At 63.4% G+C, this 25642-nt stretch carries 23 protein-coding genes; 21 read left to right on the forward strand and 2 right to left on the reverse strand.

All coding sequences use genetic code 11. The features are described 5' to 3' along the window. Positions 1–69: 69 nt before the first annotated feature. Positions 70–1257 (reverse strand): type II secretion system F family protein, encoded by a 1188-nt coding sequence (locus tag EIY71_RS05185; RefSeq protein ID WP_007956102.1) that lies wholly within the window; start codon positions 1255–1257, stop codon positions 70–72. A 14-nt stretch (positions 1258–1271) separates the two neighbouring features. Further along, on the reverse strand, positions 1272–1700 hold the full coding sequence (gene gspG / locus EIY71_RS05190; protein ID WP_011333421.1) for a type II secretion system major pseudopilin GspG: 429 nt from the start codon (positions 1698–1700) through the stop codon (positions 1272–1274). Between the two features lie 203 nt (positions 1701–1903). On the opposite strand from gspG, the gene EIY71_RS05195 reads away from it, so the two are divergent. The 21 genes from EIY71_RS05195 to EIY71_RS05295 all read left to right on the forward strand — a co-directional run bounded on the left by EIY71_RS05195 (position 1904) and on the right by EIY71_RS05295 (position 25572). Then, positions 1904–2515 carry a lytic transglycosylase domain-containing protein gene (locus EIY71_RS05195; RefSeq protein WP_085613420.1) on the forward strand — a complete coding sequence of 204 codons (612 nt, stop codon included), beginning with the start codon at positions 1904–1906 and terminating at the stop codon, positions 2513–2515. Between the two features lie 215 nt (positions 2516–2730). Continuing rightward, positions 2731–8565: a manganese-oxidizing multicopper oxidase MnxG gene (mnxG, locus tag EIY71_RS05200; RefSeq protein WP_134020785.1), complete on the forward strand. Its 5835-nt coding sequence runs from the start codon at positions 2731–2733 to the stop codon at positions 8563–8565. A gap of 163 nt (positions 8566–8728) precedes the next feature. Further along, a complete protein-coding gene (locus EIY71_RS05205; RefSeq protein WP_134020788.1) occupies positions 8729–10651 on the forward strand; it encodes a YncE family protein in 1923 nt (640 codons plus the stop codon). Between the two features lie 13 nt (positions 10652–10664). Beyond that, complete coding sequence (locus EIY71_RS05210; RefSeq protein ID WP_011333425.1) at positions 10665–11315, forward strand: SCO family protein; 651 nt, start codon at positions 10665–10667, stop codon at positions 11313–11315. Continuing rightward, a complete protein-coding gene (locus EIY71_RS05215) occupies positions 11312–11944 on the forward strand; it encodes an SCO family protein (protein ID WP_085748470.1) in 633 nt (210 codons plus the stop codon). Before EIY71_RS05210 ends, EIY71_RS05215 begins: the two co-directional genes overlap by 4 nt. Positions 11945–11953: 9 nt before the next feature. Next, a complete protein-coding gene (locus EIY71_RS05220; RefSeq protein WP_134020791.1) occupies positions 11954–13504 on the forward strand; it encodes an ABC transporter substrate-binding protein in 1551 nt (516 codons plus the stop codon). A 15-nt stretch (positions 13505–13519) separates the two neighbouring features. Next, positions 13520–14473: a peptidylprolyl isomerase gene (locus tag EIY71_RS05225; RefSeq protein ID WP_134020794.1), complete on the forward strand. Its 954-nt coding sequence runs from the start codon at positions 13520–13522 to the stop codon at positions 14471–14473. A gap of 236 nt (positions 14474–14709) precedes the next feature. Further along, on the forward strand, positions 14710–15243 hold the full coding sequence (locus EIY71_RS05230; protein ID WP_085748467.1) for a response regulator: 534 nt from the start codon (positions 14710–14712) through the stop codon (positions 15241–15243). Between the two features lie 83 nt (positions 15244–15326). Then, positions 15327–17048 carry a GspE/PulE family protein gene (locus tag EIY71_RS05235; protein WP_134020797.1) on the forward strand — a complete coding sequence of 574 codons (1722 nt, stop codon included), beginning with the start codon at positions 15327–15329 and terminating at the stop codon, positions 17046–17048. Then, positions 17029–17832, forward strand: a complete 804-nt coding sequence (locus EIY71_RS05240) for a hypothetical protein (RefSeq protein ID WP_134020800.1) — start codon at positions 17029–17031, stop codon at positions 17830–17832. The genes EIY71_RS05235 and EIY71_RS05240 overlap by 20 nt, the downstream gene beginning before the upstream one ends. 1 nt (position 17833) lies before the next feature. Further along, positions 17834–18379 (forward strand): PilN domain-containing protein, encoded by a 546-nt coding sequence (locus EIY71_RS05245; RefSeq protein ID WP_085613429.1) that lies wholly within the window; start codon positions 17834–17836, stop codon positions 18377–18379. Then, complete coding sequence (locus EIY71_RS05250; protein ID WP_011333432.1) at positions 18366–18914, forward strand: GspMb/PilO family protein; 549 nt, start codon at positions 18366–18368, stop codon at positions 18912–18914. Before EIY71_RS05245 ends, EIY71_RS05250 begins: the two co-directional genes overlap by 14 nt. Continuing rightward, the gene (locus tag EIY71_RS05255) at positions 18914–19432 is read left to right on the forward strand and encodes a hypothetical protein (protein WP_085748465.1); all 519 of its coding nucleotides are present in this window, start codon (positions 18914–18916) and stop codon (positions 19430–19432) included. Before EIY71_RS05250 ends, EIY71_RS05255 begins: the two co-directional genes overlap by 1 nt. Then, positions 19429–21276 (forward strand): secretin N-terminal domain-containing protein, encoded by a 1848-nt coding sequence (locus tag EIY71_RS05260; RefSeq protein ID WP_011333433.1) that lies wholly within the window; start codon positions 19429–19431, stop codon positions 21274–21276. The genes EIY71_RS05255 and EIY71_RS05260 overlap by 4 nt, the downstream gene beginning before the upstream one ends. 2 nt (positions 21277–21278) lie before the next feature. Continuing rightward, positions 21279–21752 carry a type II secretion system protein gene (locus EIY71_RS05265; RefSeq protein ID WP_039769040.1) on the forward strand — a complete coding sequence of 158 codons (474 nt, stop codon included), beginning with the start codon at positions 21279–21281 and terminating at the stop codon, positions 21750–21752. Positions 21753–21757: 5 nt separating this feature from the next. Continuing rightward, positions 21758–22132: a type II secretion system protein gene (locus EIY71_RS05270; RefSeq protein ID WP_007956137.1), complete on the forward strand. Its 375-nt coding sequence runs from the start codon at positions 21758–21760 to the stop codon at positions 22130–22132. Continuing rightward, positions 22107–22646 carry a type II secretion system protein gene (locus tag EIY71_RS05275; protein ID WP_134020803.1) on the forward strand — a complete coding sequence of 180 codons (540 nt, stop codon included), beginning with the start codon at positions 22107–22109 and terminating at the stop codon, positions 22644–22646. Before EIY71_RS05270 ends, EIY71_RS05275 begins: the two co-directional genes overlap by 26 nt. Then, the gene (gene csgE / locus EIY71_RS05280) at positions 22643–23035 is read left to right on the forward strand and encodes a curli production assembly/transport protein CsgE (RefSeq protein WP_039769043.1); all 393 of its coding nucleotides are present in this window, start codon (positions 22643–22645) and stop codon (positions 23033–23035) included. The genes EIY71_RS05275 and csgE overlap by 4 nt, the downstream gene beginning before the upstream one ends. Next, positions 23032–23463: a curli assembly protein CsgF gene (locus EIY71_RS05285; protein WP_007956141.1), complete on the forward strand. Its 432-nt coding sequence runs from the start codon at positions 23032–23034 to the stop codon at positions 23461–23463. The genes csgE and EIY71_RS05285 overlap by 4 nt, the downstream gene beginning before the upstream one ends. A 29-nt stretch (positions 23464–23492) precedes the next feature. Then, entirely contained in the window at positions 23493–24353 is an 861-nt protein-coding gene (locus tag EIY71_RS05290) for a CsgG/HfaB family protein (protein ID WP_085748463.1), read from the forward strand. A gap of 838 nt (positions 24354–25191) precedes the next feature. Beyond that, on the forward strand, positions 25192–25572 hold the full coding sequence (locus tag EIY71_RS05295; protein ID WP_085748462.1) for a DUF6124 family protein: 381 nt from the start codon (positions 25192–25194) through the stop codon (positions 25570–25572). Positions 25573–25642: the final 70 nt, after the last annotated feature.

Genomic DNA, 25642 nt, shown 5'->3' on the forward strand with positions numbered 1-25642 from the left:
CCGTCTTTGTTGTCTTGATTGGGAACGTGGATGTGCCTTGTTTGCGTGTGATCCGACCCGTTCCCGAGGTCAGTGGATACTCGAAGCCAGTTCGAAGATCGGGATGTACATCAGGATCACGATCACCCCGATCAACAGGCCGATGAAAGTCATGAGCAGCGGTTCGAACAACCTCACGAACCACTCGATCCAGCGGCTGATTTCCTCGTCGTAGAAATCGGCGCTGCGTTCCATCATTTGCCCGAGGTTGCCGGACTGCTCGCCAGCGCGCAGCAGGCGCAGGGACACGGGCGTCACCAGCCGGTTGAGCTCGAGGGCAGTGGACAACGATTGCCCCTCGCGCACCCGTTCGCAGGCCTGGTCCAGCCGCGCTCGCGAGGCCACGGTGAGCAGGCCCCGCACCATGCCCATGGCCGTCACCAGCGGAATCCCGCCTTGCAGCAGAATCCCCAGCGACCGGTAAAACCGCGCCAGCTCATACATGAAAATCCGCTGGTGCACGGCAGGCAGTTTCTCCACCAGCCGATCCAGCCCACGGCGAAACGCCGGTTGTTTTTGCAGCACGGCGAGGGCGATGACGATTGTCGCCAACAGGCCGAAAAACTCACCCTGATGGGCGTGAAGAAACATGCCACTGCTCATCAGTATCTGCGACAGCCACGGCAGGTTCGAGCCCAGCCCTTCGAACACCAGACTGAAGCGCGGCACCACGTAACCCATCAAGAACAGCACCACGCCACCGCCGACCACCAGCAACAGCAGCGGGTAGATCGAGGCACTGACGATCTTCTGCCGCACCTCGTCCATGCGCTGGCGATAGCTCACGTAACGGCCCAGCGCATCGCCGACCGCGCCGGTCTTCTCGCTGGACTGTACCAGCGCCACGTACAACGGCGGGAACACCGCCGACAACTGGCCGAGCGCCTGGGAGAAGGATTTGCCCTCGTACAGCAGCCGCACCAGCTCGCTCAAGGTTTTGCGGGCGGCGGGGGCGGTTTCTTTTTCGGCCAGGCTCTCCAGCGCATCGATCAGCGGCAGGCCGGCGTTGAGCAGGGTGGTCAGTTCCTGGCTGAACAGCACCAGGTTGAAAGTTTCACGCTTGCTCAGGCGCAACGAACGCCAGTGCCTCTCGGCGTGCAGGCTGACCACGCGCAAGCCCTGATCCTCGGCAATGCGCCGCGCCTCGCTCTGACCCGGCGCCTCGACGCTCAGCGACACCACCCCGGCCTTGCCCACTGCTTTGAGTTGAAATCGCATGCCGTGTGCTCCGCTTATTGCCAGTTGGTGACTTCGGCGTTTTCGCCCTCGCCGCCGGGCTGGCCGTCCTTGCCCATTGAGAGCAGGTCGTACTCGCTGTTTTCGCCGGGATAGCGGTAGGTGTAGTTACGCCCCCACGGATCCTGCGGCAGTTTTTTCTGCAAGTACGGGCCGGTCCATTTGGCTTCGTCGCTCGGTGCGGTCACCAGCGCCTGCAAGCCCTGTTCGGTGGACGGGTAATGGCCGACCTCCAGTCGATAGAGATCCAGCGCCTTGCTCAGGCCTTCGATCTGCGCCTTGGCGACCTTCACCTCGGAACGCCCCAGCTGGGCGAAATATTTGGGCGCGACGATCCCGGCCAACAGGCCGAGCACCACCAGCACCACGAGCAATTCGAGCAGGGTGAAACCGCGTTGGGCACGCGGACGAAATTGCAGCTTCATGATGACCTCCCGTGAGTGGCAGCCGTGTCGCCGAAAGGGCTTATGCAATTGCCATGCTCAGCCCCCGATAAATTCTGTGGTCGGGCTGAAGCCCTTGTATTACGGGCTTTTCAAGATTCGGCACAGTGCTTGCGTACGGCTGATCAACGACGGGTCAGTGGGGCATTTCCCCCAATTTTTCGGGGCCTGTCAGGGGAGGCCCAATGATCCATTCATTCACTGCAGGACTGCTCGGCTGCGTGCTGTCGGTCGGTGCCGCGCAAGCCGATGTCTTCGTTTCCATGGACGCCAAGGGCAGCTATGTGCTGTCGAACGTCCACCGTCCCGGACGCACCTACGAGCGGGTAATCCGCGAAGCCGATGCGCCGCTGGTCAGCCTTGACCGGCAACCGCAATTGATCGCCAACCAGCCCTACGCCGAGCTGGTGTCAGCGGCGGCCAGCGCCAATCACCTGCCCGAGGCTTTGCTGCACGCGGTGATCAAGTCCGAATCCAATTACAACCCCGGTGCCACCTCGCCCAAAGGTGCTGGCGGACTGATGCAATTGATGCCCGACACCGCCCGCGAGCTGGGGGTGAAAGACGTCTACGACCCCAAGGCCAACATCCAGGGTGGGGCCAAATACCTCAAGCGCCTGATGACCCTGTTCGACAACGACATTGCTCTGGCCGTAGCGGCTTACAACGCCGGGCCTGACGCGGTGCTCAGCCGCGGCCGGGTGATTCCGCCCTTCGCCGAAACCCAGCGCTATGTCCCGAGCGTGCTGCGTCAGTACCGGCGCCTGCAGGGGCTGGCGGTGGATGCGCCGTTGTAAAGCTTTTTTTGAAAATCCAGCCCCGGCTTTCCCCACTATCGGGGCAAACCGATGGCCCCGGAAAAGTGGGGAATCGGGTGGGGAATATCCCCCGGGTTCTCAAGTGGTTTGTGTAACTGATTGAGATGAAAAGCAATTTTTTGTGGCACGCGGATTGCTCCAAGGGGTTTATCGAGAATCGTTCCCTGTGAGCACCCACTACGAGGTTTCCGATCATGGTTGGCATTCACCACGCACCGCCCCTGTTGAACTGGCTGCTGTTGCTGGTCTCGATGCTCAGCGTCGAACTGGCCAGCGCCGCCGTGCGCTGCGAGCGCAATCTGGTGGCCAATGTAGTCGCCTTCGATCAACCGCTGATGTTCAACCGCCTCGGTGCGCAGAATGCCAACGGCATGATGTACGCCTTGCGCCGCGATGTGGTCGATGAGCATGACGTCTCGCTGGCCTATGGCGGCAGCGCGGTGCCGGGCAAGGTCTCGCTGCGTGCGGACAAGCGTCCACGGCCGCTGGTGCTGCGGGTGGCCGCCGGTGATTGCCTGACGATCAACCTGCAGAACCTGCTCGACTACCAGGCCAACCCGAACAAGCATTTCGAAGGGCCTGAAGGCGAGGAGGGCACCGAGAACGCCAACGGCGCCGATGCTTTCAAAGTCGACGAGCAGGTCGCCGACCGCCATGTCGGTTTCCAGGTCAACGGCCTGCAAGCGGTGAACAGCATCGACGACATTTCCTCCTACACCGGGCGTAACGCCAACACCCTGGTGCCGCCGGGCGCGAGCCGGTCGTACGTGCTGTACGCCGAGCGCGAAGGGGCGTTTGCCGTCAGCAGCCGTGGTGCGACATTCGGCGGGGAGGGCGCGGCCGGCAACACCGCCAATGGCCTGTTCGGCCAGGTCGTGGTGGTGCCGAAGTCGGGACGCACCTATCGCAACACCCTCACTGAAGAAGAAATGCGTCTGGCGACCACCGGCCGCACACCGGCCGGTCACCCCATCGTCGATTACCAGGCCCGCTACCCGCAGCGCGAACCGTGGTTGCGTGAAGGCAAGGCCGGCACGCCGATCATCAGCATGGTCGACGGCAACGAAATCATCTCCAGCGAAAGCGACGCCATCGTCATGGGCAGCAACGCCGATGGCAGTTTTGCGCCCAGCACCTATCCGCTGGAATCGGTAGGCAAACGCAACCCGGCGATCCCCAACCGCCTCGAGCCGTTTCGCGATTTCGCCTCGCAGTTCCAGGACGAAACCGCCGCCACCCAGGCATTCCCCGCCTACTGGGCCGACCCGGTCATGGCCCATGTGCTGGAGCCGACCCGCGACTCGTTCATGATCAACTACGGTTCCGGGGGCATGGGCGCTGAAGTGGTCGCCAACCGCCTCGGCGTAGGGCCGATGCACGATTGCCTGTCGTGCGCCTACGAAGAATTCTTCCTCAGCTCGCACACCGTCGGCGACGTGGCGATGCTGGTGGACGTGCCGGCCAACACCGGGCTTGAGAACATCGCCCCTGGCCAGACACCCAGCGCCGATCAGGTCGGCGTCAAGGCCACCATGGCCCTGTATCCCTCGGAGCCTTCGAACGTCAACCACAGCTACATCGGTGACTTCGTCAAATTCCGCAACACCCATAACGGCCACGAACAGCACATCTTCCACCTGCACGGCCATCAGTGGCTGTTCAACCCCAACGACGACAACTCCGATTACGTCGACGCTCAAGGCATCGGTCCGGGCGCCGGCTATACCTACGAAATCGCCAACGGCGGCTCCGGCAACCGCAACCGGGTGGCCGGCGATGCGATCTATCACTGCCACTTCTACCCGCATTTCGCCCAGGGCATGTGGTCGATGTGGCGGGTGCACGATGTGTTCGAGGAAGGCACCCGGCTGGAAGTCTCGCAACAGGGCGCCGATGGTTATCACAGCGAACCTTACGCCCTGCGCAGCGGCAAACCCGCCGCCGGTGCCCGCGCCTTGCCGGATGGCGAGATCATTGCCGGCACGCCGATTCCTGCCGTCGTGCCGCTGCCCGGTAAAGCCATGGCCCCGATGCCGGGCAAAGTGGTGGTGGTGCCGAAAATCGGTGAAACCCTGGTCGCCGGCCACGATGACGACGATGAGGAAGAAGAGGGCGATGACGACGGCGAACACCACGGCGGTAATGGTGGTTCGCAAGCCATCGGCTCACTGGCACTGGTTGATCGCAGCGAAGCCAACCGCAACGCCGACGGCAGCCTGAAAAACCCTGGCTATCCGTTCTGGATCGGCGGCATGGAAAGTTCGGTGGGTCAGCGTCCGCCAACCCCACCGCTGGACATGCTCGACGCCGCCACCGCGCAATCCTTGAAAGCCAGCGGCAAAGCGCTGTGGGCCAACCTCGACCCGAATCAGTCCGGCGGCTGGGACGGCGGCTTGCAGCGTCACACCCTCGACGGGGTATCGGCCGGAGGCGAGGCGCACACCGTGACCACCTCGCTGGACTTCTCCAAGGAAGTCACCCGCGCCAAACCGATTTACCTGCCCGAAGAGGGCACTGAAGTGGAACAGGCCGCGATGGCGTTCCACGCGAAAAAGGATCACCCAAGCTTTGCCCTGCTGCCCGGCAATCAGATTGTGGCCAAGGCCTTCCGCACCAACGGCGCCTTGCCTATTGCCGGCGCGCCGTACTACGAACCGTGCATGGACGACCGGCAAAAACGCCTGACCAGCAGCGCCGGCACCGGTGAGTTCGCCAGCGGCGATCGGCTGGACGGCATGTCCTTCGTCGGTGCCTCGACCTTCACCGCCGACCGGCCACGGATCTACAAAGCCGCCAACATTCAGTTCGACGCGGTCTACAACAAGGTCGGTTATCACTTCCCGCAAGCCCGGATTCTGGCGCTGTGGGAAGACGCCTGGCCGGTGATCACCAAGCAGCGTCCGCCAGAGCCGCTGGTGATGCGCATGAACACCTTCGACTGCGTGCAATACCAGCAAACCAACCTGGTGCCTGCCACCTACGAGATGGATGACTATCAGGTGCGCACGCCGACCGACGTGATCGGCCAGCACATTCACCTGCCGAAGTGGGACCTGACGGCTGCCGACGGTTCCTCCAACGGCTGGAACTACGAGGACGGCGTGCTCTCGCCCGGTGCAGTTCAGGAACGCATTCACGCGATCCGCGAATTCAACCAGTGCGAAGGCACCGACCCGCGCGACGGCACCCAGGCGTGCCCGAAAGCCAAGGCGCATCCGTTCTTTGGTCAGTTCGGGCGCAGTGACTGGATGGGCGCGCGCACGGCCATGCAACGCTGGTTCGTCGACCCGGTGGTCAACGCCAAGGGCGTGGATCGGGGCCTGGGCACCATCTTCACCCACGACCACCTCGGCCCATCGACTCACCAGCAGATCGGCCTGTATGCCACGGTGCTGGCGGAACCGGCCGGTTCCACCTGGTTCCACGCCGAAACCGGCGAGCCTCTGTACAGCGGCGTGCGCCAGGACGGTGGGCCGACCTCGTGGCAGGCGGTGATCAACACCGGCGACCTCGACGGCGACGGCAAGAACGACAGCTTCCGTGAGTTCTTCCTCGAATACAGCGACTTCCAGCATGCCTATGAAGCCGGTGTGTACGTGGGCGCCGGCCCCAACGGCGTGCCGAATCCGCAAGCGTTCCCGGCCACCGCCGACAGCTTCCGCTACGCGATCAACCCGCCGGTGCGCAACAACGCCAGCACCCTGCTCGAAGGCGTGCTGGAAGTGCAGGGCGGTCAGGTGCCGGGCTGCCCGAGCCGGCCATGCCCGCAAGCGATCTCCGTGGATGATCCGGGCATGTTCGTCGTCAACTATCGCAACGAGCCGCTGGCCCTGCGGGTCTACGACCCGAACAAGGTCGGCCCGGACGGCAAGCGCGGCATGCAGGCCGACGGCCTCGGCGGCGATCTGGCGTACGCCATGCAAAGCCGCACCGACCGCGCGATCCCGGCGATGAACCTGGCACCGAATCTGGTCACGGCCGCCACCGGCCCGACTGGCGGCACCACCCTGTTCCCGCCGCACATCAACAAGGGCGGCAGTGAGCCGGGCGACCCGTTCACCCCGATGCTGCGCACCTACACCGGCGACAACGTGCGTCTGCGGGTGCATGCCGGCGGCCACGAGGAAGAGCACAACGTCACCCTGCACGGTGTGAAATGGCTGCAGAGCGGTTCCGGTTTCGGCAACAGCTCCAACTCCGGCTGGCGCGCCTCGCAGATGATCGGCATCTCCGAACAGATGGGCTTCATCGCACCGGTGTCGATGCTGTCCAGCTCTGCGGCGACCACCGGTGACTATCTGTACTCGATGGACGCTTCGATCGAAGGCTACTGGAGCGGGATCTGGGGCGTGATGCGCAACTACACGGCCAAACGCAATGACCTGTTCGCCATCCCCAACAACCCGAGTCCGGCCGGCATGCGCAACACCGTGGCGTTCGAAGGCAGCTGCCCACGGATCAGCGCCAACCCCAACGGCATCGGCACCCGGCCGACGGTGCAGCGCAACTATGAAGTGGTCGCCGCGCTGGCCAACGACATCCTCGGCAATTCGCTGGGCCTGAGCATCGGCGATTCGGCCGGGCTCGGTCAGCATGTCGGCGGGCCGCTGAATCCGGCAGGCGGCACCCTGGTGCTGAACTCGCGCACGGTGAGCATCCCGCAAGTGACTGTCACCGATCCGGAAGACGGCGAGACCATCACCATTGGTGGTCAGAGCGGGCCGCTGCATGATCCGACGGCGATCCTGTACGTGCGCAAATCCGACCTCGATCCGGTCAGCGGCAAGCTCAAACCCGGCATTCCGGTCGAACCGCTGGTGCTGCGCGCAGCGGCCGGGGACTGCATCAACATCACCCTGGAAAACCGTCTGCCGAGCGTGATGCCCGACCTGACCCAGACCGCCGTGATGCAGGGCATCGTCAAACGTGATCGCAACAGCGGCCTCGGCTCGACCACTTTCAGCAATAACCTGATGCGGCCGTCCAGCCATGTGGGGCTGCACGCGCAACTGCTGGCCTATGACATCACCAAATCCGACGGTGCCAACGTCGGCGCCAACCCGATCCAGACCGTACCGCCGCGGGTGGGCAGCAGCGGCGCCTACCCGACCCGGACCTATCAGTACTACGCCGGGCACCTGGAGCGTGAAGGCAAACCGGTCACGCAACTGGGCCGCAGTGTCGACAACATCAACGCCACGGCCGTGGAGTTCGGTGGCCTGAACTTCACCCCGGCGGATGTGATCAAGCAACCGCAAAAAGGTCTGGGTGGTGCGATGAGCATCCTGCCGATCGGCGCGACCTGGGTCGACGATGCGCGCAAGGTCAACGCCACGGTTACCGCACCGGGGCAGACGACTTACCGCGACTTCGCGATGGTCTGGCACAAGGCGCTGAACACTCGCTGGGCCAATGGCCGGCCGGTCGAAGGCATCGCTGCCGAGGGCTTCGGTGTACCGACCGATCCGCAGGACAACTCGAGCATGGCCATCAACTACAAGACCGAACCGCTGTGGTATCGCTTCGGCCTCGCTCCGGACGCGCCGTTCGGCCGTGCTGATGGCGCGGGTTACGGCGACATGACCAACGCGCACATGGCCTACAGCAATGCGCTGGTGGGGGGCGATCCGCAGACGCCGGTGCTGTATGCCAAACCGGGCCAGCCGTTCCGTACGCACATCCTGATGCCGAGCGGCGGCAGTCGCGGCACGACGTTCCAGCTCGACGGACACGTCTGGTCGCTCAACCCGTTCCAGGCCGAGAAGAGCGACACCGGCGGCTACCCGATGGGCACGCCGGGCGTGGGTTCGGTGCGCTTCGGCTACAACCCGATGTCGATGTACATCGGCGCTCACGAAAGCATCCTGCCGGCGGCGCACTTCAGCTTCATGATCCCGAGCGCCGGGGGCAGCAACGCGATACCGGGGGACTACCTGTTCCGCGATTACGGCGCCTATGGCAACACCTCGGGGCTGTGGGGATTGCTGCGGGTGACCAATGAGCCGGAGCCGGCGCCGCCTGCTCAGTAGCTGGAATGCGATGGATCGGTGAGTGCAAAAACCTGTGGGAGCTGGCTTGCCAGCGATTGGCAGCAACTCGGTTCTGGATGGTGTGGCTGAAGCCGCCATCGCTGGCAAGCCAGCTCCCACAGGGGACGGCGGTGTTTCGGAAAATGTGTCAGGGGAGAGCGACATGAACAGGATCATCAACATCATCGGCGTCTGCCTGCTGGCGATGGCCGGCGCACTGCTCACGCTGAGCGAGATTGCCTTGGCGCAAACCGGCGCAGGCCAGGTGCTGACCCGCGACGGCGTGTCGATCGCCTTCGATCTGAAGCCGCTGGCCAGCGACGGTCAGTTGCGTGAGGGCGAGTTCGCCGACGTGCAGTTTCGCGTCACCGACGGTGCGTCCGGCCAGCCGTTGTCCGGTGTGGCGCCGGGGGCGTGGATCGATCCGCAAGCCGTCGCCGCCGATCAGGCCCAGGGCCGTGACCAGAGCTGCAAGTCGCGGGTCGGTATGTTCCTCAAATCCAACATCGGCGCGCGGCCGCTGCTCGACCTCAACAGCTATTTCCTGCTGGTGATGAACCGCGATGCCAGCGTTTCGGTGGTCGATCCGTCAGTTTCGGTCGGCGGTATCACCAGCACCCTGGCGCGGATCGAACTCAAGCAGTCGCCGATGGACTGGGTCACGCCCAAGGACAACAAAAAGGTCTTCGTGTCGATGCCGACGGCGGGAGAAGTGGCGGTGATCGACAGCGAGCAATTCAAGGTCATCGACTCGGTGGCCGCCGGCAGCCAACCGGTGCGGGTCGCGCTGCAACCGGACGAGCGTCTGCTGTGGGTCGGCAACAACGCGAGCAAGGCTGAAGAGTCCGGGGTCACGGTGATCGACACCCAGAGCCTCAAACCGCTGAAACACCTGGCGACCGGGCGCGGCCACCACGAAATCACCTTCAGCAAGGACAGCCGTTTCGCCTTCGTCAGCAACCGCGACGACGGCACCCTGAGCGTTATCGACATCGCCAGCCTGAGCCTGGTGCAACAGGTCAAGACCGGTTCCAGTCCGTTGTCGGTGGCGTACTCACCGCTGTCCGGCGCGGTGTACGTGGCCGACGGCAAGGACGGCACCGTCACCGTGATCGACAGCAACAGCCGCGCCGTACGCCGGGTGATCAAGCTGCAACAGGGCCTCGGCCCGATGGGCTTCAGCGCCGACGGCCGGTTTGGCGTGGTGCTGAACACGGTGGAAAACCGCGCCACGGTGATCGACGCAGCCAACGATTCGGCGATCCATGATCTGGAAGTCTCGGCGGAACCCTATCAAGTGGTGTTCACCCAGGCCTATGCCTACGTGCGCGGACTGGCCTCGCCGAAAGTCACCATGATCAACCTGTCTTCGCTCGGCGAAGGGCGTCAGCCGATTACTCAAGGTTTCGAGGCCGGGCCGCAGCCGCCAAGGCTGGCCGGGGATCTGCCGCTGGCATCGAGCCTCGCGGTATCGCGCGATGACAACGCGGTGTTTGTGGTCAACCCGGTGGACAACACCACCTATTTCTACGCCGAAGGCATGAACGCGCCGATGTCCGGTTACCCCAACCGTGGGCAGATCGCCCGTGCTGCGCTGGTGATCGACCGCAGCCTGCGCGAAGTCTCGCCGGGGCTCTACAGCGCCCGGGTGAAACTGCCGGCGGCGGGGCGCTTCGACGTGGCGTTCCTGCTCAACCAGCCGAACATCATTCATTGCTTCAGCGCCCAGGTGGTGTCCGATGGCGCGCCGGAAAAACACCTGGGTGCGGCCAAAGTCGAGTTCCTGCTGGACAAGACAGCCGTGGCCCTCAACGACCCGTACGTGGTGCGCTTTCGTATCGTCCAGGGCAAACAGAAGATCCAGCGCAGCGGCGTGACCGACGTGCAGTTGCGCTACTTCCTCGCGCCGACTTCCCGGCCCCGTGAAGTGGCCGCACGGGAAGTCGCCGACGGTGTGTACGAAGCGCCGGTGACCCTCGACCGCAGCGGCGCCTGGTACCTGCATGTGCGCGCGGCCTCGCTGGGCGCCGGTTTCGACGACAAGACCTTTGCCAGTGTCCGGGTGCTGCCCGGCCAGACTCAGTGACGAGGAAAAGACCATGAACCGATTTGCATCCCGTGGCCTGCTGACCCTGTGCCTGTTGGCCGTCGGTATCCAGCAGGCCAGCGCCCACTCGGCGGACGAGCATGCCGGGCACACGGCACCGGCCGCCAACAGCCAGGAGCACGCCCAGGTCAAGTTCGCCGACGTGCCGCTGCTCGACCAGAACGGCAAGACCGTGCACCTGGAACAGGATCTGGTGCACAACAAGATCGTGGTCATGAGCTTCATCTACACCAGTTGCACCACGGTCTGCCCGGTGGTCTCGTCAATCATGGGCAAGGTGCAGAAACAGCTCGGTGCCCGGGTCGGCGCGGAAGTGCAGCTGGTGTCGATCAGCATCGACCCGCAGCGCGACGACCCGAAACGCTTGCAGGATTACGCCCGCACCTTCCAGAAAGGCCCGGGCTGGAGCTGGCTGACCGGTTCGCCGCAATCAATCAGCGCCACCCTCAAGGGCCTCGGCAGTTTCAGCGGCGACTTCAAGAATCATCAGCCACTGATCCTCGTCGGTGACGGCAACAGTCGCCACTGGACGCGCTACTACGGCTTCACCGACCCGGCACTGCTGGCCAAGGAAGTCGAGAAACTCAGCGGCCTGCGCACCCACGCCAAACACACCGCGATTGCCATGGAGCAACAACCATGAGAACCCTGGACTGGATCACCCTGACGGTGTGTTTCTGGATTTTCAGCGCCATGGCCCTGGCCCACGAAGGCCACGAACAACCGGCACCGGCAACGACAACGACCAGCGCTGCGCCCGCACCGGTCAAAGGCACCCACGACGCGAAAACCTGGTTCACCGACACGCCGCTGCTGGATCAGAACGGCGACGTCCAGCGTTTCTACAGCGATGCACTGCACAACCGCGTGGTGCTGCTCAACGTGATTTTCACCAGTTGCAATGACGCCTGCCCGCTGATCACCCGCAAGCTCAAGGAAGTCCGCGAGTTGCTGGGCGACAAGGCCGACGGCATCACCTTCATTTCCCTTACCAGTGATCCGCTGCGCGATACGCCGGCGGTGCTCAAGGCTTACACCTTGAAGCAGGGCGCCGATGACCCTCACTGGCTTTTCCTCACCGGCGACAAGGCGCAGATGGACCTGGTGCTGGGCCGCATCGGTCAGATCGTGCCGACGCCCGAGCAGCACTCGACCCAGTTGATCGTCGGCGATGTGGCCAACAAACGCTGGAGCAAAATCCGTCCCGATGCCCCGGCCGCCGCCATTGCCCAGCGCTTGCAGCTGCTGACAATGCCCGTGGCCGGCCGCTGAGTCCGCGCCATGAACCTCGGCCGCGTCCTCGCCCTGATCCTGCTCGCTGGCGTCAGCCTCGGCGCAGCCGCGTTGCCGCTGACTGATGAAGAAAGCGCCGGCAAGCGCCTGTACCGCGAAGGCCTGTCCGCCAGCGGCGAGCCGATCATGGCGCGGGTCGGCGCGGCGGATGTGTTGCTGCCGGCCACCAGCCTGCCGTGCGCCAACTGCCACGGCGCCGATGGTCTGGGCCGACCCGAAGGCGGGGTGCGTCCGCCGCAGCTCAACTGGTCGCGGCTGACCAGCATCCACGGTCAGCAACAGATCAATGGCCGCAACTACCCGGCCTACACCGACAGCAGTCTGGCGCGGGTGATTCAGCAGGGCCGCGACCCCGGCAACAATCGCCTCGACCCGAGCATGCCGCGCTTCCTGTTGTCGATGAAGGATCAGCGCAATCTCACGGCTTACCTCAAACGCCTGGCCGATGACCGCGATCCGGGGCTCGATGACCAGACCTTGCATTTGGGCACCTTGCTGCCCAGCCAGGGGCCACTGGCCGAGGAGGGCGCTACCATCGCGGCGGTGCTCAACGGCAGCGTTGCGCGGATCAATCAGGCCGGCGGCATTCACGGTCGGCAGTTGCGCCTGACCGTGGCCGATCCCGGCCCGGATCGCGCCAGCGCCGAACAGGCCCTGCAACGGCTGATCGAGGAAGAGCAAGTCTTTGCCCTGATTGCACCGCTGGCCCCGGCGCTGGACAGCGAACTGGCGCCTCGTCTGGAGCAGTCCGGCGTGCCGCTGATCGGGGCCCTGTCGTTGCTCGGCCCGGTGCAGGCCAGCCCACAGATTTTCGAGCCGCTGCCGGGCCTGCGCGAGCAACTGATCGCGCTGGCCGATTACGCCACCGCCAGTTTGCGAGTGCTGCAAGGGCCGACGCTGATTGCCTATCCCGATGACCCGGCCCAGGTGCTGGCGGCGCAGACCCTTGGCCGCTATCTGCAGGAACACGGCTGGGAAAAAGTCCATCTGCAGGCCTACGACCCGGCGGCGGACAGCTTGCCGCTGGGCTCACGCTCGGTGTTTTACCTGGGCAGCGGCGGAGGTTTCAGTCGGCTGGCGGCCGGATTGCAGAATGCCGGGCAGGTGCCGTACCTGTTTGCCGCATCGAGCCAGGTGGCGGGGGATTTGCTGCAAGTGCCGGAGGGTTTTTCCCGGCGGGTGTTTCTGGCGTATCCGTTCGTGCCCAGCGACTGGACCCAGGCCGGGCGCATGGCGCTGACGCTGTTGCGCGAGCATCAAGGCCTCGGCGCCCAGCACGCGGTGCTGCAAGTCGGCGCCTACGCCTCGATGCTGTTGTTCAGCGAAGGCATGAAGCAGGCCGGCCGCGACGCCAGCCGCGAAAAACTGGTGGCGGCCCTCGAAGGCCTGCACGACTTCGACACCGGCCTGACCCCGCGCCTGAGCTTCGGCCCCGGCCGACGATTGGGCCTGAGCGGGGCGCACGTGGTCACCGTTGACTTGCCCGACCAGCGTTTTTATCTGGTCGCTCCCTACAAACCGATTATTGCCACGCCCTGACCGGAGGCCATGATCATGAAGCTCAAAACCCTGTGTTGGCTGCTGACAGGCTGGTTGTCGGTGGGAATGGCGAACAATGAACCGGTGGCCGCCCGGGTCAACGGCGAGGCTATTTCCGAGTTTCGCCTGGAACGTTTTTTCGCCGAGTACCTGGAAGATCAGGGCCGCGCCGTGGCGAGCATCCGCAACCCCAAGGCCTATAAACAACTGCGTCAGGCCGCGCTGGACACGCTGATCGACAAGGAACTGCTCTGGCAGGAATCGCGCAAGCGCGGGGTGAAGATCGATGAGCAAACGGTGCGCGACCAGATCGAACGGACTCGTACCGCCATCGGTGGCACCGACAAATTCCTCCAGCGTTTGCAGGACGCCGGTTTCGATGAGGCCTCGTTCACCGAGTACACCCACCGCGAACTGGCGGCGCAGCGGATGTTCGCCGAGCTGACCCAAGTCCAGGCCCCGGACGAGCAAACGGTGCGGGCGTTTTTTGAGGAACACCGCGCTGAAATGGGCGCACCGGAGCAGGTCCAGGCCCGGCACATTCTGATCAAGGTTGCCGGCGATGCCGATGCCGCCACGGTTGAAGCGGCGCGGCTACGCTTAGAAGAGTTGCGTGCCGCTATCGCAGGGGGGCAAACCTTTGCTAGCGTCGCCCGATCGGGATCGGAAGATGTCACCGCCAGCCAGGGCGGGGACCTGGGGTATTTCGCCCGTGGGCAAATGGTGCCGGTGTTTGAAACGGCGGCGTTTGCCCTCAAGCCTGGTGAAGTCAGCGAAGCGGTGCGCACACCGTTCGGCTGGCATTTGATCTTTGTCGAGAACCACAAGGAGGCGGCCGATGTCCCAGAGGAGCAAGGGCTGGAAACAGTCAGGGCGTACCTCGCCCGACAGCAACAGACCCAGGCTCGTCGTCAGGTGCTCGCGCAATTACGGGCAGAGAACAGGATCGAACGAATTGACGACGACTGAAGGTTCCCCCCCAATAGTGGGGAATGGCTTCGATGCCCATTCAGGTGCTTCCCCGTTTCTGGGGAACGGGGTACCGGGACGAGCGGGCATTTCCATTCAATTCAAGGACATGAAGACAAAAAATTACCGGCATTCAGCCTGGCATGAAGTGTGCGTTACCTCTTGTGAGGCGCACTCCAGCAGGTTCGGGTCATTGAATTTCAATTGCCGGCACTTGAGGTTTCAGGGAGTCCACCTTGGTTAACAAAGTACTGGTTGTCGAAGACGAACAGCTGCTTGCACAGAACCTTCAGGATTATCTGTCGGCGCAAGGGCTGGAAGTCCGGATTGCACATGACGGCGCAGAGGGAATCGGCCAAGCCGAGACTTTCGCCCCCGACGTGCTGGTGTTCGATTACCGCTTGCCCGATATGGAAGGGTTCGAGGTGCTCGACGCGGTCCGCCAGAACAGGACGTGTCATTTCGTGCTGATAACGGGTCACCCGACCGCTGAAGTCTGTGAGCGGGCGCGGCAACTGGGGGTCAGTCACATCCTGTTCAAACCGTTTCCTTTGGCGGAACTGGCCCGAGCTGTCTGCGACCTTCTGGGGATCCAGCGCGAAGCGAAACCCGGTGCGAGCCCATCCGAAGGCTTTGTCGAACGACGCCAGAGCAGGACCGAGAGCTTCCCGTTGCAGTTGTACGATGGCAGTTGGGTGCTGGCGGACCGCCGACGAAACCGGTCGGAGGTCATGGCACCGGACGACGATCAAATGCTCACCGGGGAGTAATGGCGCGATAGACGTTCCGGCACTCGCCGAATTCGCCTCCCGCGCCGTCAGGGCCTCAAGCCCCGGGTGTTGGAGAGCAAGCCATGGATCGTCTGTCCGTTGTCGTCGAACCGCTGTCGGTCAATCCTCCACAGGAGGCACAGACCCCGCCACGCTTTTCCAGTGAGCAACTGGCCCAGGCTCGGGCACGGGCCAGCACTTCCGGAGAACGGGTGCTCGATGCACTGGCCGTGCTCTGTGAACTGGCGCCGATGCCGTTCATTACCAGCCTCGGCGCCACCCTGCATTACCCGGTGCTCGACACCGACACGCTGTTTCTGGCGAGCCCGGTGTTCGACCGGGTCACCCTCGCGCAATGCCTCAAACGTGAATTCATCCTGCTGCGCCACAACGACGAAGTCATCGGCGTGTTCGCCGACCCCTTCGACACCGCGCGCCTGGCCTGGATCGACGAATGCCTGCACGGCGCGCCGCTGTATCTGGTGCACGCCGATGACCTCAAGGCCTATCTGGCCCGCCACGAAGAAAGCTTCCACGCGGTCGAATCGCTCAACGCCCAGACCGACGCCGGCAGCGAGACCGACACCCTGCAAAGCCTGTCGCTGACCAGCATCAGCGAAGACTCGAGCGTGGTGGTGAAACTGGTCAACTCGACCCTGTACGACGCGCTGAAAATGCACGCCAGCGACATCCACCTCGGCACCACCGGCCAGGGCCTGGTGATCAAGTACCGGATCGACGGCGTGCTGAACAACATCGGCAAGATCCAGGGCAGCGAGTTCGCCGAGCAGGTGATTTCGCGGGTCAAGGTCATGGCCGAGCTGGACATCGGCGAAAAACGCGTACCTCAGGACGGTCGCTTCAAGATCGGCATCAGCGGCCGGCAGATCGACTTCCGGGTGTCGATCATGCCGAGCATCTTCGGCGAAGACGCGGTGCTGCGGGTGCTGGACAAACAGGATCTGGCCGACAAGGTCTGCGGCGTGCAACTGCAAGCGCTGGGCTTTGAAGACGAAACCCTGCGCCAACTGCGCCGCCTGGCTGCCGAACCCTACGGCATGGTGCTGGTGACCGGCCCCACCGGCAGCGGCAAGACCACCACGCTGTACGCGATGATCACCGAGATCAACCACGGCGTGGACAAGATCATCACCATCGAAGACCCGGTGGAATATCAGCTGCCGGGCGTGCTGCAAATCCCGGTCAACGAGAAAAAGGGCCTGACCTTCGCCCGTGGCCTGCGCTCGATCCTGCGCCACGACCCGGACAAAATCATGGTCGGCGAGATCCGCGACCCGGACACCGCACAGATCGCCGTGCAATCGGCGCTCACCGGTCACCTGGTGTTCACCACCATCCACGCCAACAACGTGTTCGACGTGATCGGTCGTTTTACCCAAATGGAAATCGACCCCTACAGCCTGGTCTCGGCGCTCAACGCGATTCTTGCCCAGCGTCTGATCCGGCTGGTGTGCAGCAGTTGCAGCACGCCGGTCAACCCGAGCGATGAAGAGCTGCGCGCTTCGGGCCTCGACCCACAGAAAGTCGATCACTACCACTTCGTCCACGGCAAGGGCTGCGGCCACTGCCGGGGCAGCGGCTATCGCGGCCGCACGGCGATTGCCGAGCTGCTGCACCTGGACGACGAGCTGCGGCAAATGATCGTCGAGCGCCAACCCATCACCCAGATCAAAGCCCTGGCCTGCGCCCGTGGTTTGCGCCTGTTGCGCGAATCGGCGTTGGAGCTGGTGGAGCACGGTCGGACCACGCTGGAGGAGATCAATCGTGTCACTTTTATCGCGTGATCAATTCATCGCCGTGCTCGGCGCCAGCGGTGTCGGCCTCGGCCAGCGCCGGGGCAGCGACACCCTGTGGCTGGGCAGCGTCGGCTACATCGACGAAGGCTTTCAGAGCTACGCGGTGGCGCTGGACACCCTCGACCGTCTGCTCGGCGAACACACCCGTGCCGGTGCCGAGCTGAGCGTGGTGATCTCCGGCCACTTCAGCCGTTTCTGCCTGGTGCCGTGGAGCGAGCAGATCAGCAGCCCTGACGAACTGCGCGGCTTCGCCCAACTGTGCTTCGAAGACCTGTTCGGCGCACCGACCCAACCGTGGAGCCTGGTGCTGTCGGCCGAGCCGGCCGGGCATGACCGGATCGCCAGTGCCTTGCCGCAGGATTTGCTGGAACGCCTGCGCACGCTGGTTACGGGGCGCGGTCTGCGCCTGCGTTCGGTGCAGCCGTACCTGATGACCGCGTTCAACCGCTTCGACAAAAGCTTCGATGCCGGTGACTTCCTGTTCATCGTCGCCGAACCGCAACGCAGCGTGTTGCTGCTGGCAAGGGAAGGGCGCTGGTCGTCGGTGCGCTCGGTGGGCGGCAGCGACAGCGATGCAGCACTCAGCGCGCTGATCGGTCGTGAACGGCAACTGCAAGCCTCCACCAGCGAACGCGCCTTCAACGTTTATCTGCACGCCCCGGCGCGCCTCGATGCGCAACCGGATGTGGCGGGGGTGCACCTGCGCACCCTCGAAGACGACTCGATGACCGTGCGTGACGCCTTGTACGTCATGTCCCGGGCGGTGGCCTGACATGCGCGCCTTGAACCTCGACTTCCAGCCTCGTCCGCGTTCCGGCCCGTTGGGCTGGAGCCTGCTCGGCGGCGGTGTATTACTCGCGCTGGTGTGCTTCGGCCTCCAGCAGCACCTCGGCGACCAGGCCGAACAGCAGCAAGGTCACTTGCAGCACACCCAGCGCCAGCTCACCGGCGACAGTGGTAGCAAGACAACGCTGAGCCCGGCGGAAACCCGCGAGCAGGCGCAGAACCTCGCCGAAATGCGCAAGGTCTCGCAGCAACTGCGCCGGCCCTGGGAACGCCTGTTCGCCATGCTCGAAGCCATGCCGCGCGACGACATCGCCTTGCTGACCCTGACCCCGGATGCCCGCAAGGGCCAGGTGCGGATCAGCGCCGAAGCCCGCGATCTGCAAGCGATGCTGGATTTCCACAAACGGCTGGAGGCCAGTGACGAGCTGTCCGACGTGTCGCTGCTGAGCCATGAAATCGTCGTCAAATCGCCGGAGCAACCGGTGCAATTCAACCTGTCGGCGACCTGGGAGATAGGCGATGCGAATCCCTAGACTGATCGTTCACGAATACCTGCAAGGCCTCGGCGTTCCGGGCCTGGCCGGTCTGGCACTGCTGCTGGTCACGCTGGCCTGGGCACTCGGCGGCTTGCTGCCGGGCTGGCAATCGCTGCAACAGCTCAGCCAGCAAACCCAGGAAGCCACCGAGTACCTGGCCAAGGTCGAGGACGGCAGCATCGCGCCGCCCGTGGTGCCGCAACGTCAGCTGGATGATTTTCGCAACAAGCTGCCGGCCCAGCCGCAAGCCACTGTCGCCATCGACCGCATCTACGCCCTGGCCGCGCAGGAACACATCACCCTGGCGCGCGGCGAATACGCCCTCGGCGTCGATCCCAAGACCCATCTGGCGCGCTACCAGATCCTGTTGCCGGTGCGTGGCAGCTACCCGCAACTGCGCCGCTTCCTGCACGCCTTGCTCGGCCAGTTGCCGGCGGTGGTGGTGGAAGACGTCGAGTTTCAACGCAAGAAGATTGCCGACACCGACCTCAGCGGCCGGATCCGTATGACCCTCTACCTGTCGAGGTCGTGATGGACACCAAACGCATAACCGGCTGGGTGGCGTTCTTCGGCGTGGCGGCGGCGCTGGCCTGGTTGCCGGAATATTTCTCGCCGAGCGACGAGGCGGATTCGACCGAAGTCGCCGTGGCCAGCCCGACGAAAGCCACCGCCCGTGGCGCCTTGCCCGCCAGCAGCGCCAAGGCGAATGCAGCGCCGATCAAGGACCTGAGCCCGGCCGGCGACCTGTTTGCGAGCAAATCCTGGAAGGCCGCGCCGACCCTGGCGACGGTCACCGAACAAGCGATCAACCCGACCCCGGTGGTGCAAGCCCCGAGCCTGCCACCGGTGCCGTTTCAGTTCGTCGGCAGGCTGCATGACCGCAGCGACCTGCAGGTGTTCTTGCAGGACGGCGAGAAAATCTACGTCGTGCGCAGCGGGGATGTGATCGACGACACCTGGAAGATTGCGGCGATTTCCGATGTGGAACTGAGCCTGGTCTACCTGCCTTTGCATTTGTCGCAGACCTTGTCTGTGGGGAGTACGCAATGAACAGATCCCGTTTGCTGATGAGCCTCGGCCTGTGTGCCGGGCTGGCCGCGTGCAGTTCCGCGCAGGTCGCCAACAAGGAAGCCGCCGACCTGATCGATCAGGGGCAGTACGAGGCGGGCCTGGCCCGGATCGAGGAAGGCTTGCGGGAAAATCCGCGCGACACCGAGCTGCACCTGCTGCTCAACAGCGGCCGGGCCAAGGCGATCACCGCGCTGCTGACCTCCGGCGACACCGACCGCGCCCGTCGCGATTTCGCTTCGGCCCGCACCGCCTACAGCCGGGTGCTGACCATCGAGCCGAACAACCGCCGCGCCCAGGATGCCCTGCGCCAGCTCGACTACCTGCGCAGCATGGACGAGAAGCTGGAACTGGCCCGTGGCGACCTGCGCCGGGGCGACATCTACGGCGCCGACCGTCAGGTCAAACAGATCCTCGAACTCGACCCGAAAAACGATGGCGCGCTGGAGCTGCAAGGCAACATCCGTCTGGTGCAGAGCCGCAACGTGATCCAGTACCCGCAACTGCGCACCCGGCTCGATCGCCCGGTGACCCTGGAATTTCGCGACGCCAACCTCAAGACCATTTTCGAAGTGCTGTCGCAGGTTGCCGGCCTGAATTTCATCTTCGACAAGGACCTGCGTCCGGACATGAAAGCCACGATCTTCGTGCGTGACGTGCGCATCGAAGACGCCGTGCAACTGCTGTTGCAACAGAACCAACTGCACCAGAAAGTGGTGAACGAAAACACCTTGCTGATCTTTCCGGACTCGCCGCAGAAGCTGAAGGATTACCAGGAGCTGGTGATGCGCACCTTCTACCTGACCAGCATCGACGCCAACACCGCGCTGAACATGATCAAGACCATGCTCAAGACCCGCGACGTGTTCGTCGACGAACGCCTGAACACCCTGACCATGCGCGACACCGAAGACGCCGTGCGCATGGCCGAGAAACTCCTGCAATCGCAAGACCAGTCCAACCCCGAAGTGGTGCTGGAAGTGGAAGTGATGGAAGTTGCCACCCAGCGGATTCTCGACTTGGGTCTGCAATGGCCGAACACCTTCGGCGTGGTCAACAGCGACGGTTCGGCGGTGACCATTCTCGATCAACTGAAGGGCATCAACTCCAGCCGGATTTCGATCTCGCCGTCGCCGCAAGCCAAGATCAATGCGCAGGACAACGACATCAACACCCTGGCCAGCCCGGTGATCCGCGTCAGCAACCGCGAACAGGCGCGCATCCACATCGGTCAGCGCGTGCCGATCATCAGCGCCACCTCGGTGCCTTCGACTCAAGGCCCGGTGATCACCGAAAGCGTCACCTACCTCGACGTCGGTCTGAAGCTCGAAGTGCAACCGACCGTGCACCTGAACAACGAAGTGGCAATCAAGATTGCTCTGGAAGTGAGTAACGCCACGCCGCTGGAGCCGACCCGCCAAGGGACGATTCCGGTGCAGGTCGACACCCGCAACGCCCAGACCTCGCTGCGCCTGCATGACGGCGAAACCCAGATCCTCGCCGGTCTGATGCGCAACGACCACGGCGCCACCGGCAACAAGATTCCGGGCCTCGGCGACATTCCGGGTCTGGGCCGGTTGTTCGGCAGCAACAAGGACACCATCGGCAAATCGGAACTGGTGCTCTCGATCACCCCACGGATCGTGCGCAACCTGCCGTACCAGAGCCCGTCGGACATGGAATTCCCGACCGGCACCGAAACCAGCATGCACATCCAGGCGCCGGATCGCTCGCAAAGCTACTCGATGCCAGCGCCTGCCGCGCAGCCTCGTGCAGTCGGTGAAGCGGCCGTGGCCACCACCCGTGTAACCGTCGAGAAGCCTTGATCATGAACGCCTCCCAACGCGGTTTTACCTTGATCGAAGTCGTGGTGACGCTGGCCCTGATCGGCCTGCTGGCCGGCATGGCCGCGCCGCTGACCGAGACCCTGGTACGGCGTGGCAAGGAGCAGGAACTGCGCACCGCGCTGTATCAGATTCGCGATGGCATCGACGCCTACAAGCGTGCCTTCGATGCCGGCTACATCGAGAAATCCCTGAACAGCAGCGGCTATCCGCCGAACCTGAAAGTGCTGGTCGAAGGCGTGCGCGACGTGCGCAGTGCCAAGGGTGCGAAGTTCTACTTTCTGCGCCGGATACCGCGGGATCCGCTGGTGCCGGCCAAACGTGACGACAACGGCGGTTGGGGCCTGCGGGCCTACAACAGTTCGGCCCAGAACCCGCGCGATGGCGAGGACGTGTTCGACGTCTACTCCCTCGCCCGGGGCCATGGCCTCAACGGCATCGCTTACCGCGAGTGGTGATTCTCATGCGCCGGGAAAAGGGGTTTACCTTGCTCGAGCTGATGGTGGTGATGGCGATTATCGCGACCCTGATGACCATCGCCTTGCCACGCTACTTCAACAGCCTCGAGGCCTCGAAAGAGACCACGTTGCACCAGAGCCTGTCGGCCATGCGCGAGGCGCTGGATCACTATTACGGCGACACCGGGCGCTATCCCGATTCCATCGAACAACTGGTGGAAACCCGTTACCTGCGCAACGCGCCACTGGACCCGATCACCGAACGCAATGACCAATGGGTGCTGATCGCTCCGCCGGACGGTGTGGCGGGCGGCGTCGCCGATATCAAGAGCGGAGCTACCGGGAGGGCGCGTGATGGCAGCCAGTATTCCGAGTGGTAAGCACGTGGAGCAGGGTGGGTTCACCTACCTGGGCGTGCTGTTCCTGATCGTGATCATGGGCATGGGCCTGGCCAGTGCCGGCGAGTTGTGGTCGACCGTGTCGCGCCGCGATCGCGAGAAGCAACTGCTGTGGGTCGGCACCCAGTACGCCCAGGCGCTGCGCAGCTACTACCGCAGTTCGCCGGGCCTGGCGCAGTACCCGAAAGAACTGGTCGACCTGCTGCAGGACGAGCGTTTTCCGGAAGCCCGCCACCATTTGCGTCAGCTCTATCCGGACCCGATCGGCGGCGGCGAATGGGCACTGCAACGGGGTTTCGACGGACGCATCACCGGCATCAACAGTGCCTCCACCGAGGTGCCGTTGAAGCAGGCGGACTTCCCGTCGCAGTGGTCGGATTTCGAAGGCATGCAGCGTTATTCGGACTGGCAGTTCGTGGCCGAGAAAGCCTTCCTTGATGGCACAAACGGCCCTGCCAAAGGCCAGTCATCGCTGCCGCAGGCGTCGCAGCCATGAGCCGCCACGTGTGGTGCGCGTTGATCCTCGCGGCCGTGGCGTCTTTCGCCAGCGCCAGCGAAGAAGACGAAATGATGGGCTTCATCGTCGACGACACGATCTCGCACATCGGCCACGACTTTTACTACTCGTTCAGCGAGCGCCTGCGCGACACCAGCCGCATGGATTTCAACCTGGTGGTGCGCGAGCGCCCCGACGCGCGCTGGGGGAGCCTTGTGACCGTCGAGTATCAACAACGCCTGGTGTATCGGCGCTTCCTGCCGCCGAACACCGTGGAACTGAAGGACGAGGCCTACGAGGCCGCCGACTCGGTTCGACTGGAGGTCGTCCGGCGCAAGCTGGAAGCCTTGTTGCAGGACACCACCGACCTTGAGAAGGACGAACTATGAACACGACAACGTTCTCACGGCGCAGCGGATTCTGGATCTCGGGGTTGTTGATCGGGCTTGCCAGCGCTGCTGCCGTCCAGGCCACCGAACTGGTCTACACGCCGGTCAACCCGTCGTTCGGCGGCAACCCGCTCAACGGCACCTGGCTGCTCAACAACGCCCAGGCACAAAACGACCACGACGATCCGGATCTCAAGAAACGCTCGACGGTGGCCGGCACTTCGGCACTTGAACGCTTCACCAGTCAATTGCAGTCACGGTTGCTGGGGCAACTGCTGGACAACATCTCCACCGGCAACACGGGGAGCCTGTCCACCGACGCTTTTATCGTCAACGTCGTTGATGACTCGGGGGCTCTCACGATCGAGGTGACCGACCGAGCGAGCGGCGAAGTTTCCGAAATTCAGGTGAACGGCCTCAACCCATGACGGGATGACGGTTCCGGGGAGTGATGGACATGAAAAAAATAATTGCGCTAGGGCTGATGTTGGCAGCATTACAAGGGTGCAGTCTGCGCGAGCCGATGCCGGCCGAGCAGGACACCGATACCCCGACCCTGACCCCCAGGGCCTCCACTTATTACGACTTGCTGAAAATGCCACGACCCAAGGGCCGGCTGATGGCGGTGGTGTACGGCTTCCGTGACCAGACCGGGCAGTACAAACCGACCCCGGCCAGTTCCTTTTCCACCAGCGTCACCCAGGGCGCAGCGTCGATGTTGATGGACGCGATGCAGGCCAGCGGCTGGTTTGTGGTGCTTGAGCGGGAAGGGCTGCAGAACCTGCTGACTGAACGCAAGATCATTCGCGCTTCGCAGAAGAAGCCGAATACGCCGGTGAACATTCAGGGCGAGCTGCCGCCGTTGCAGGCGGCGAACATGATGCTCGAGGGCGGGATCATCGCTTATGACACCAACGTGCGCAGCGGTGGGGAAGGGGCGCGGTATCTGGGGATCGATCTTTCCCGCGAGTATCGGGTGGATCAGGTGACGGTGAATTTGCGTGCGGTGGATGTGCGTAGCGGGCAGGTGCTGGCGAACGTAATGACCAGCAAGACGATTTATTCGGTGGCGCGCAGTGCGGGGATTTTCAAGTTTATCGAGTTCAAGAAGTTGCTTGAGGCTGAGGTGGGGTATACGACCAATGAGCCGGCGCAGTTGTGTGTGTTGTCGGCGATTGAGGCGGCGGTGGGGCATATGGTGGCGCAGGGGATTGAGCGGCGGTTGTGGCAGGTGGCGGGGGATGCTTCTACCCCGGGTCAGGATGATGTTTTGAATCGGTACCTGACTCAGAACAAGATTGATCCGGATGCGGAGTGAACGTGGCGGCCTTCGGGCCGACCAGGTTCTTGTTGGGTTGGGTGAATATCCGTTTCTTCGGGTGTTGCCGCTGGCAGTTCCGCTCTTACAGCGGCTCACTTTTTCAAACGCCAAAAAGTAAGCAAAAGGCTTGGCCCCGGCGTTCGGCCCCTCGCTGGGGCTCGGGGTTCCTTCGCTCCGGGATTCATCCGGGGGCATCGCCTCCGGTTTGCTTCGCTGCACCTCCTCTCGATGTGTTTGGCTTCGCCAAACGGTCGCTTCGCTCCCACCCCCGGATGAATCCCTCCACTCAGCCTTCCGATGGGGCCGGCACGTCAAGAGCGGTACTCGAGCTAACGCTCATTGTTTGGTTTGGTGAGGGCGCAGATTGTGTAGGTGGGTTTGGTTTTGATTTTTTGTTTTGAAAGCTTGAGTTCAACTCGATGGTTGAGGTCGATGTAACTCGAATGAACAACTCGGTCGGCTCCCTCTCCCCCCGGGAGAGGGCTGGGGTGAGGGCCAGCGTCCTGAAGTCTGTTTAAAAACGTGTCTGAATACACCGAACCTTCCCACAAGGTTTTCAGGTTGTCCGTCGGAAGCGCGGGCTCTAGCCTGTTTCGGTCGCTGCCAATTCAGCGATCGGGATTGGAAACCCCGACTAGAACCGAGCGCACAAGCGCTTTTCATAACGTATGCTTGCGCACCTTGAAAAGTGTGCACTCCGTTATGGCGGCTGTGCGCGGGAGACCTTCGGGTCAACCGGGTTCTCCGTTCCCCGGGTTTCCAGCCTGCGTACAGCTGCCACCCCTTCGTTCGGAAACCGAATGGGCCAGCTTCATTTCAGGATCGGAGATTCACCATGTTCAAACCAACACCCAACCCACCCGAAACCCAAGCCAACCCCGAAACCGACCCAACCTCCCCATACACCTCCGTCAACTCGAAAAAACTCCACGAAGCCGCCGAACGCGCCCTCGATCATTACCTCTGCCCCGGCGCCCACATAATGGGCAGCGTCAACGAACCCGCCCCGATGTACCTCGCCAACCCGGCCTACAACACCGAATCCCTGCTCGCCAACGCCAGCGAATCCCTGGGCTCGGCCAGCGAAATGCTCAACAACTTCGCCGCCACCCTCGACCCCGCCCACCGCAAGACCGCCCTGGGCATTGCACAGATCCTCATGCTGGGTGAACTGGCCGTGAATCAGGCCTTGGATCACGTCGAACTGAAGGGCTGATCCAGCACATCCCCAATAAAAAACGCGACCCAAAAACGGGTCGCGTTTTTCACTCTCAATCCGGAGCCAC

Origin of the sequence: Pseudomonas sp. CH235 (assembly GCF_004368175.1) — a bacterium.
Lineage (GTDB): Bacteria > Pseudomonadota > Gammaproteobacteria > Pseudomonadales > Pseudomonadaceae > Aquipseudomonas > Aquipseudomonas paraglycinae.

Excerpts from the sequence above, each read along its gene's own strand:
- EIY71_RS05220 (WP_134020791.1), top strand. The coding sequence starts at position 11,954 with ATGAACCTCGGCCGCGTCCTCGCCCTGATCCTGCTCGCTGGCGTCAGC.
- EIY71_RS05215 (WP_085748470.1), top strand. The coding sequence starts at position 11,312 with ATGAGAACCCTGGACTGGATCACCCTGACGGTGTGTTTCTGGATTTTC.
- EIY71_RS05270 (WP_007956137.1), top strand. The coding sequence starts at position 21,758 with ATGCGCCGGGAAAAGGGGTTTACCTTGCTCGAGCTGATGGTGGTGATG.
- EIY71_RS05245 (WP_085613429.1), top strand. The coding sequence starts at position 17,834 with ATGCGCGCCTTGAACCTCGACTTCCAGCCTCGTCCGCGTTCCGGCCCG.
- EIY71_RS05260 (WP_011333433.1), top strand. The coding sequence starts at position 19,429 with ATGAACAGATCCCGTTTGCTGATGAGCCTCGGCCTGTGTGCCGGGCTG.
- EIY71_RS05290 (WP_085748463.1), top strand. The coding sequence starts at position 23,493 with ATGAAAAAAATAATTGCGCTAGGGCTGATGTTGGCAGCATTACAAGGG.
- EIY71_RS05295 (WP_085748462.1), top strand. The coding sequence starts at position 25,192 with ATGTTCAAACCAACACCCAACCCACCCGAAACCCAAGCCAACCCCGAA.
- EIY71_RS05235 (WP_134020797.1), top strand. The coding sequence starts at position 15,327 with ATGGATCGTCTGTCCGTTGTCGTCGAACCGCTGTCGGTCAATCCTCCA.
- mnxG (WP_134020785.1), top strand. The coding sequence starts at position 2,731 with ATGGTTGGCATTCACCACGCACCGCCCCTGTTGAACTGGCTGCTGTTG.
- EIY71_RS05210 (WP_011333425.1), top strand. The coding sequence starts at position 10,665 with ATGAACCGATTTGCATCCCGTGGCCTGCTGACCCTGTGCCTGTTGGCC.
- EIY71_RS05250 (WP_011333432.1), top strand. The coding sequence starts at position 18,366 with ATGCGAATCCCTAGACTGATCGTTCACGAATACCTGCAAGGCCTCGGC.
- EIY71_RS05285 (WP_007956141.1), top strand. The coding sequence starts at position 23,032 with ATGAACACGACAACGTTCTCACGGCGCAGCGGATTCTGGATCTCGGGG.
- EIY71_RS05185 (WP_007956102.1), bottom strand. The coding sequence starts at position 1,257 with ATGCGATTTCAACTCAAAGCAGTGGGCAAGGCCGGGGTGGTGTCGCTG.
- gspG (WP_011333421.1), bottom strand. The coding sequence starts at position 1,700 with ATGAAGCTGCAATTTCGTCCGCGTGCCCAACGCGGTTTCACCCTGCTC.
- EIY71_RS05265 (WP_039769040.1), top strand. The coding sequence starts at position 21,279 with ATGAACGCCTCCCAACGCGGTTTTACCTTGATCGAAGTCGTGGTGACG.
- EIY71_RS05205 (WP_134020788.1), top strand. The coding sequence starts at position 8,729 with ATGAACAGGATCATCAACATCATCGGCGTCTGCCTGCTGGCGATGGCC.
- EIY71_RS05225 (WP_134020794.1), top strand. The coding sequence starts at position 13,520 with ATGAAGCTCAAAACCCTGTGTTGGCTGCTGACAGGCTGGTTGTCGGTG.
- EIY71_RS05255 (WP_085748465.1), top strand. The coding sequence starts at position 18,914 with ATGGACACCAAACGCATAACCGGCTGGGTGGCGTTCTTCGGCGTGGCG.
- EIY71_RS05275 (WP_134020803.1), top strand. The coding sequence starts at position 22,107 with ATGGCAGCCAGTATTCCGAGTGGTAAGCACGTGGAGCAGGGTGGGTTC.
- csgE (WP_039769043.1), top strand. The coding sequence starts at position 22,643 with ATGAGCCGCCACGTGTGGTGCGCGTTGATCCTCGCGGCCGTGGCGTCT.
- EIY71_RS05195 (WP_085613420.1), top strand. The coding sequence starts at position 1,904 with ATGATCCATTCATTCACTGCAGGACTGCTCGGCTGCGTGCTGTCGGTC.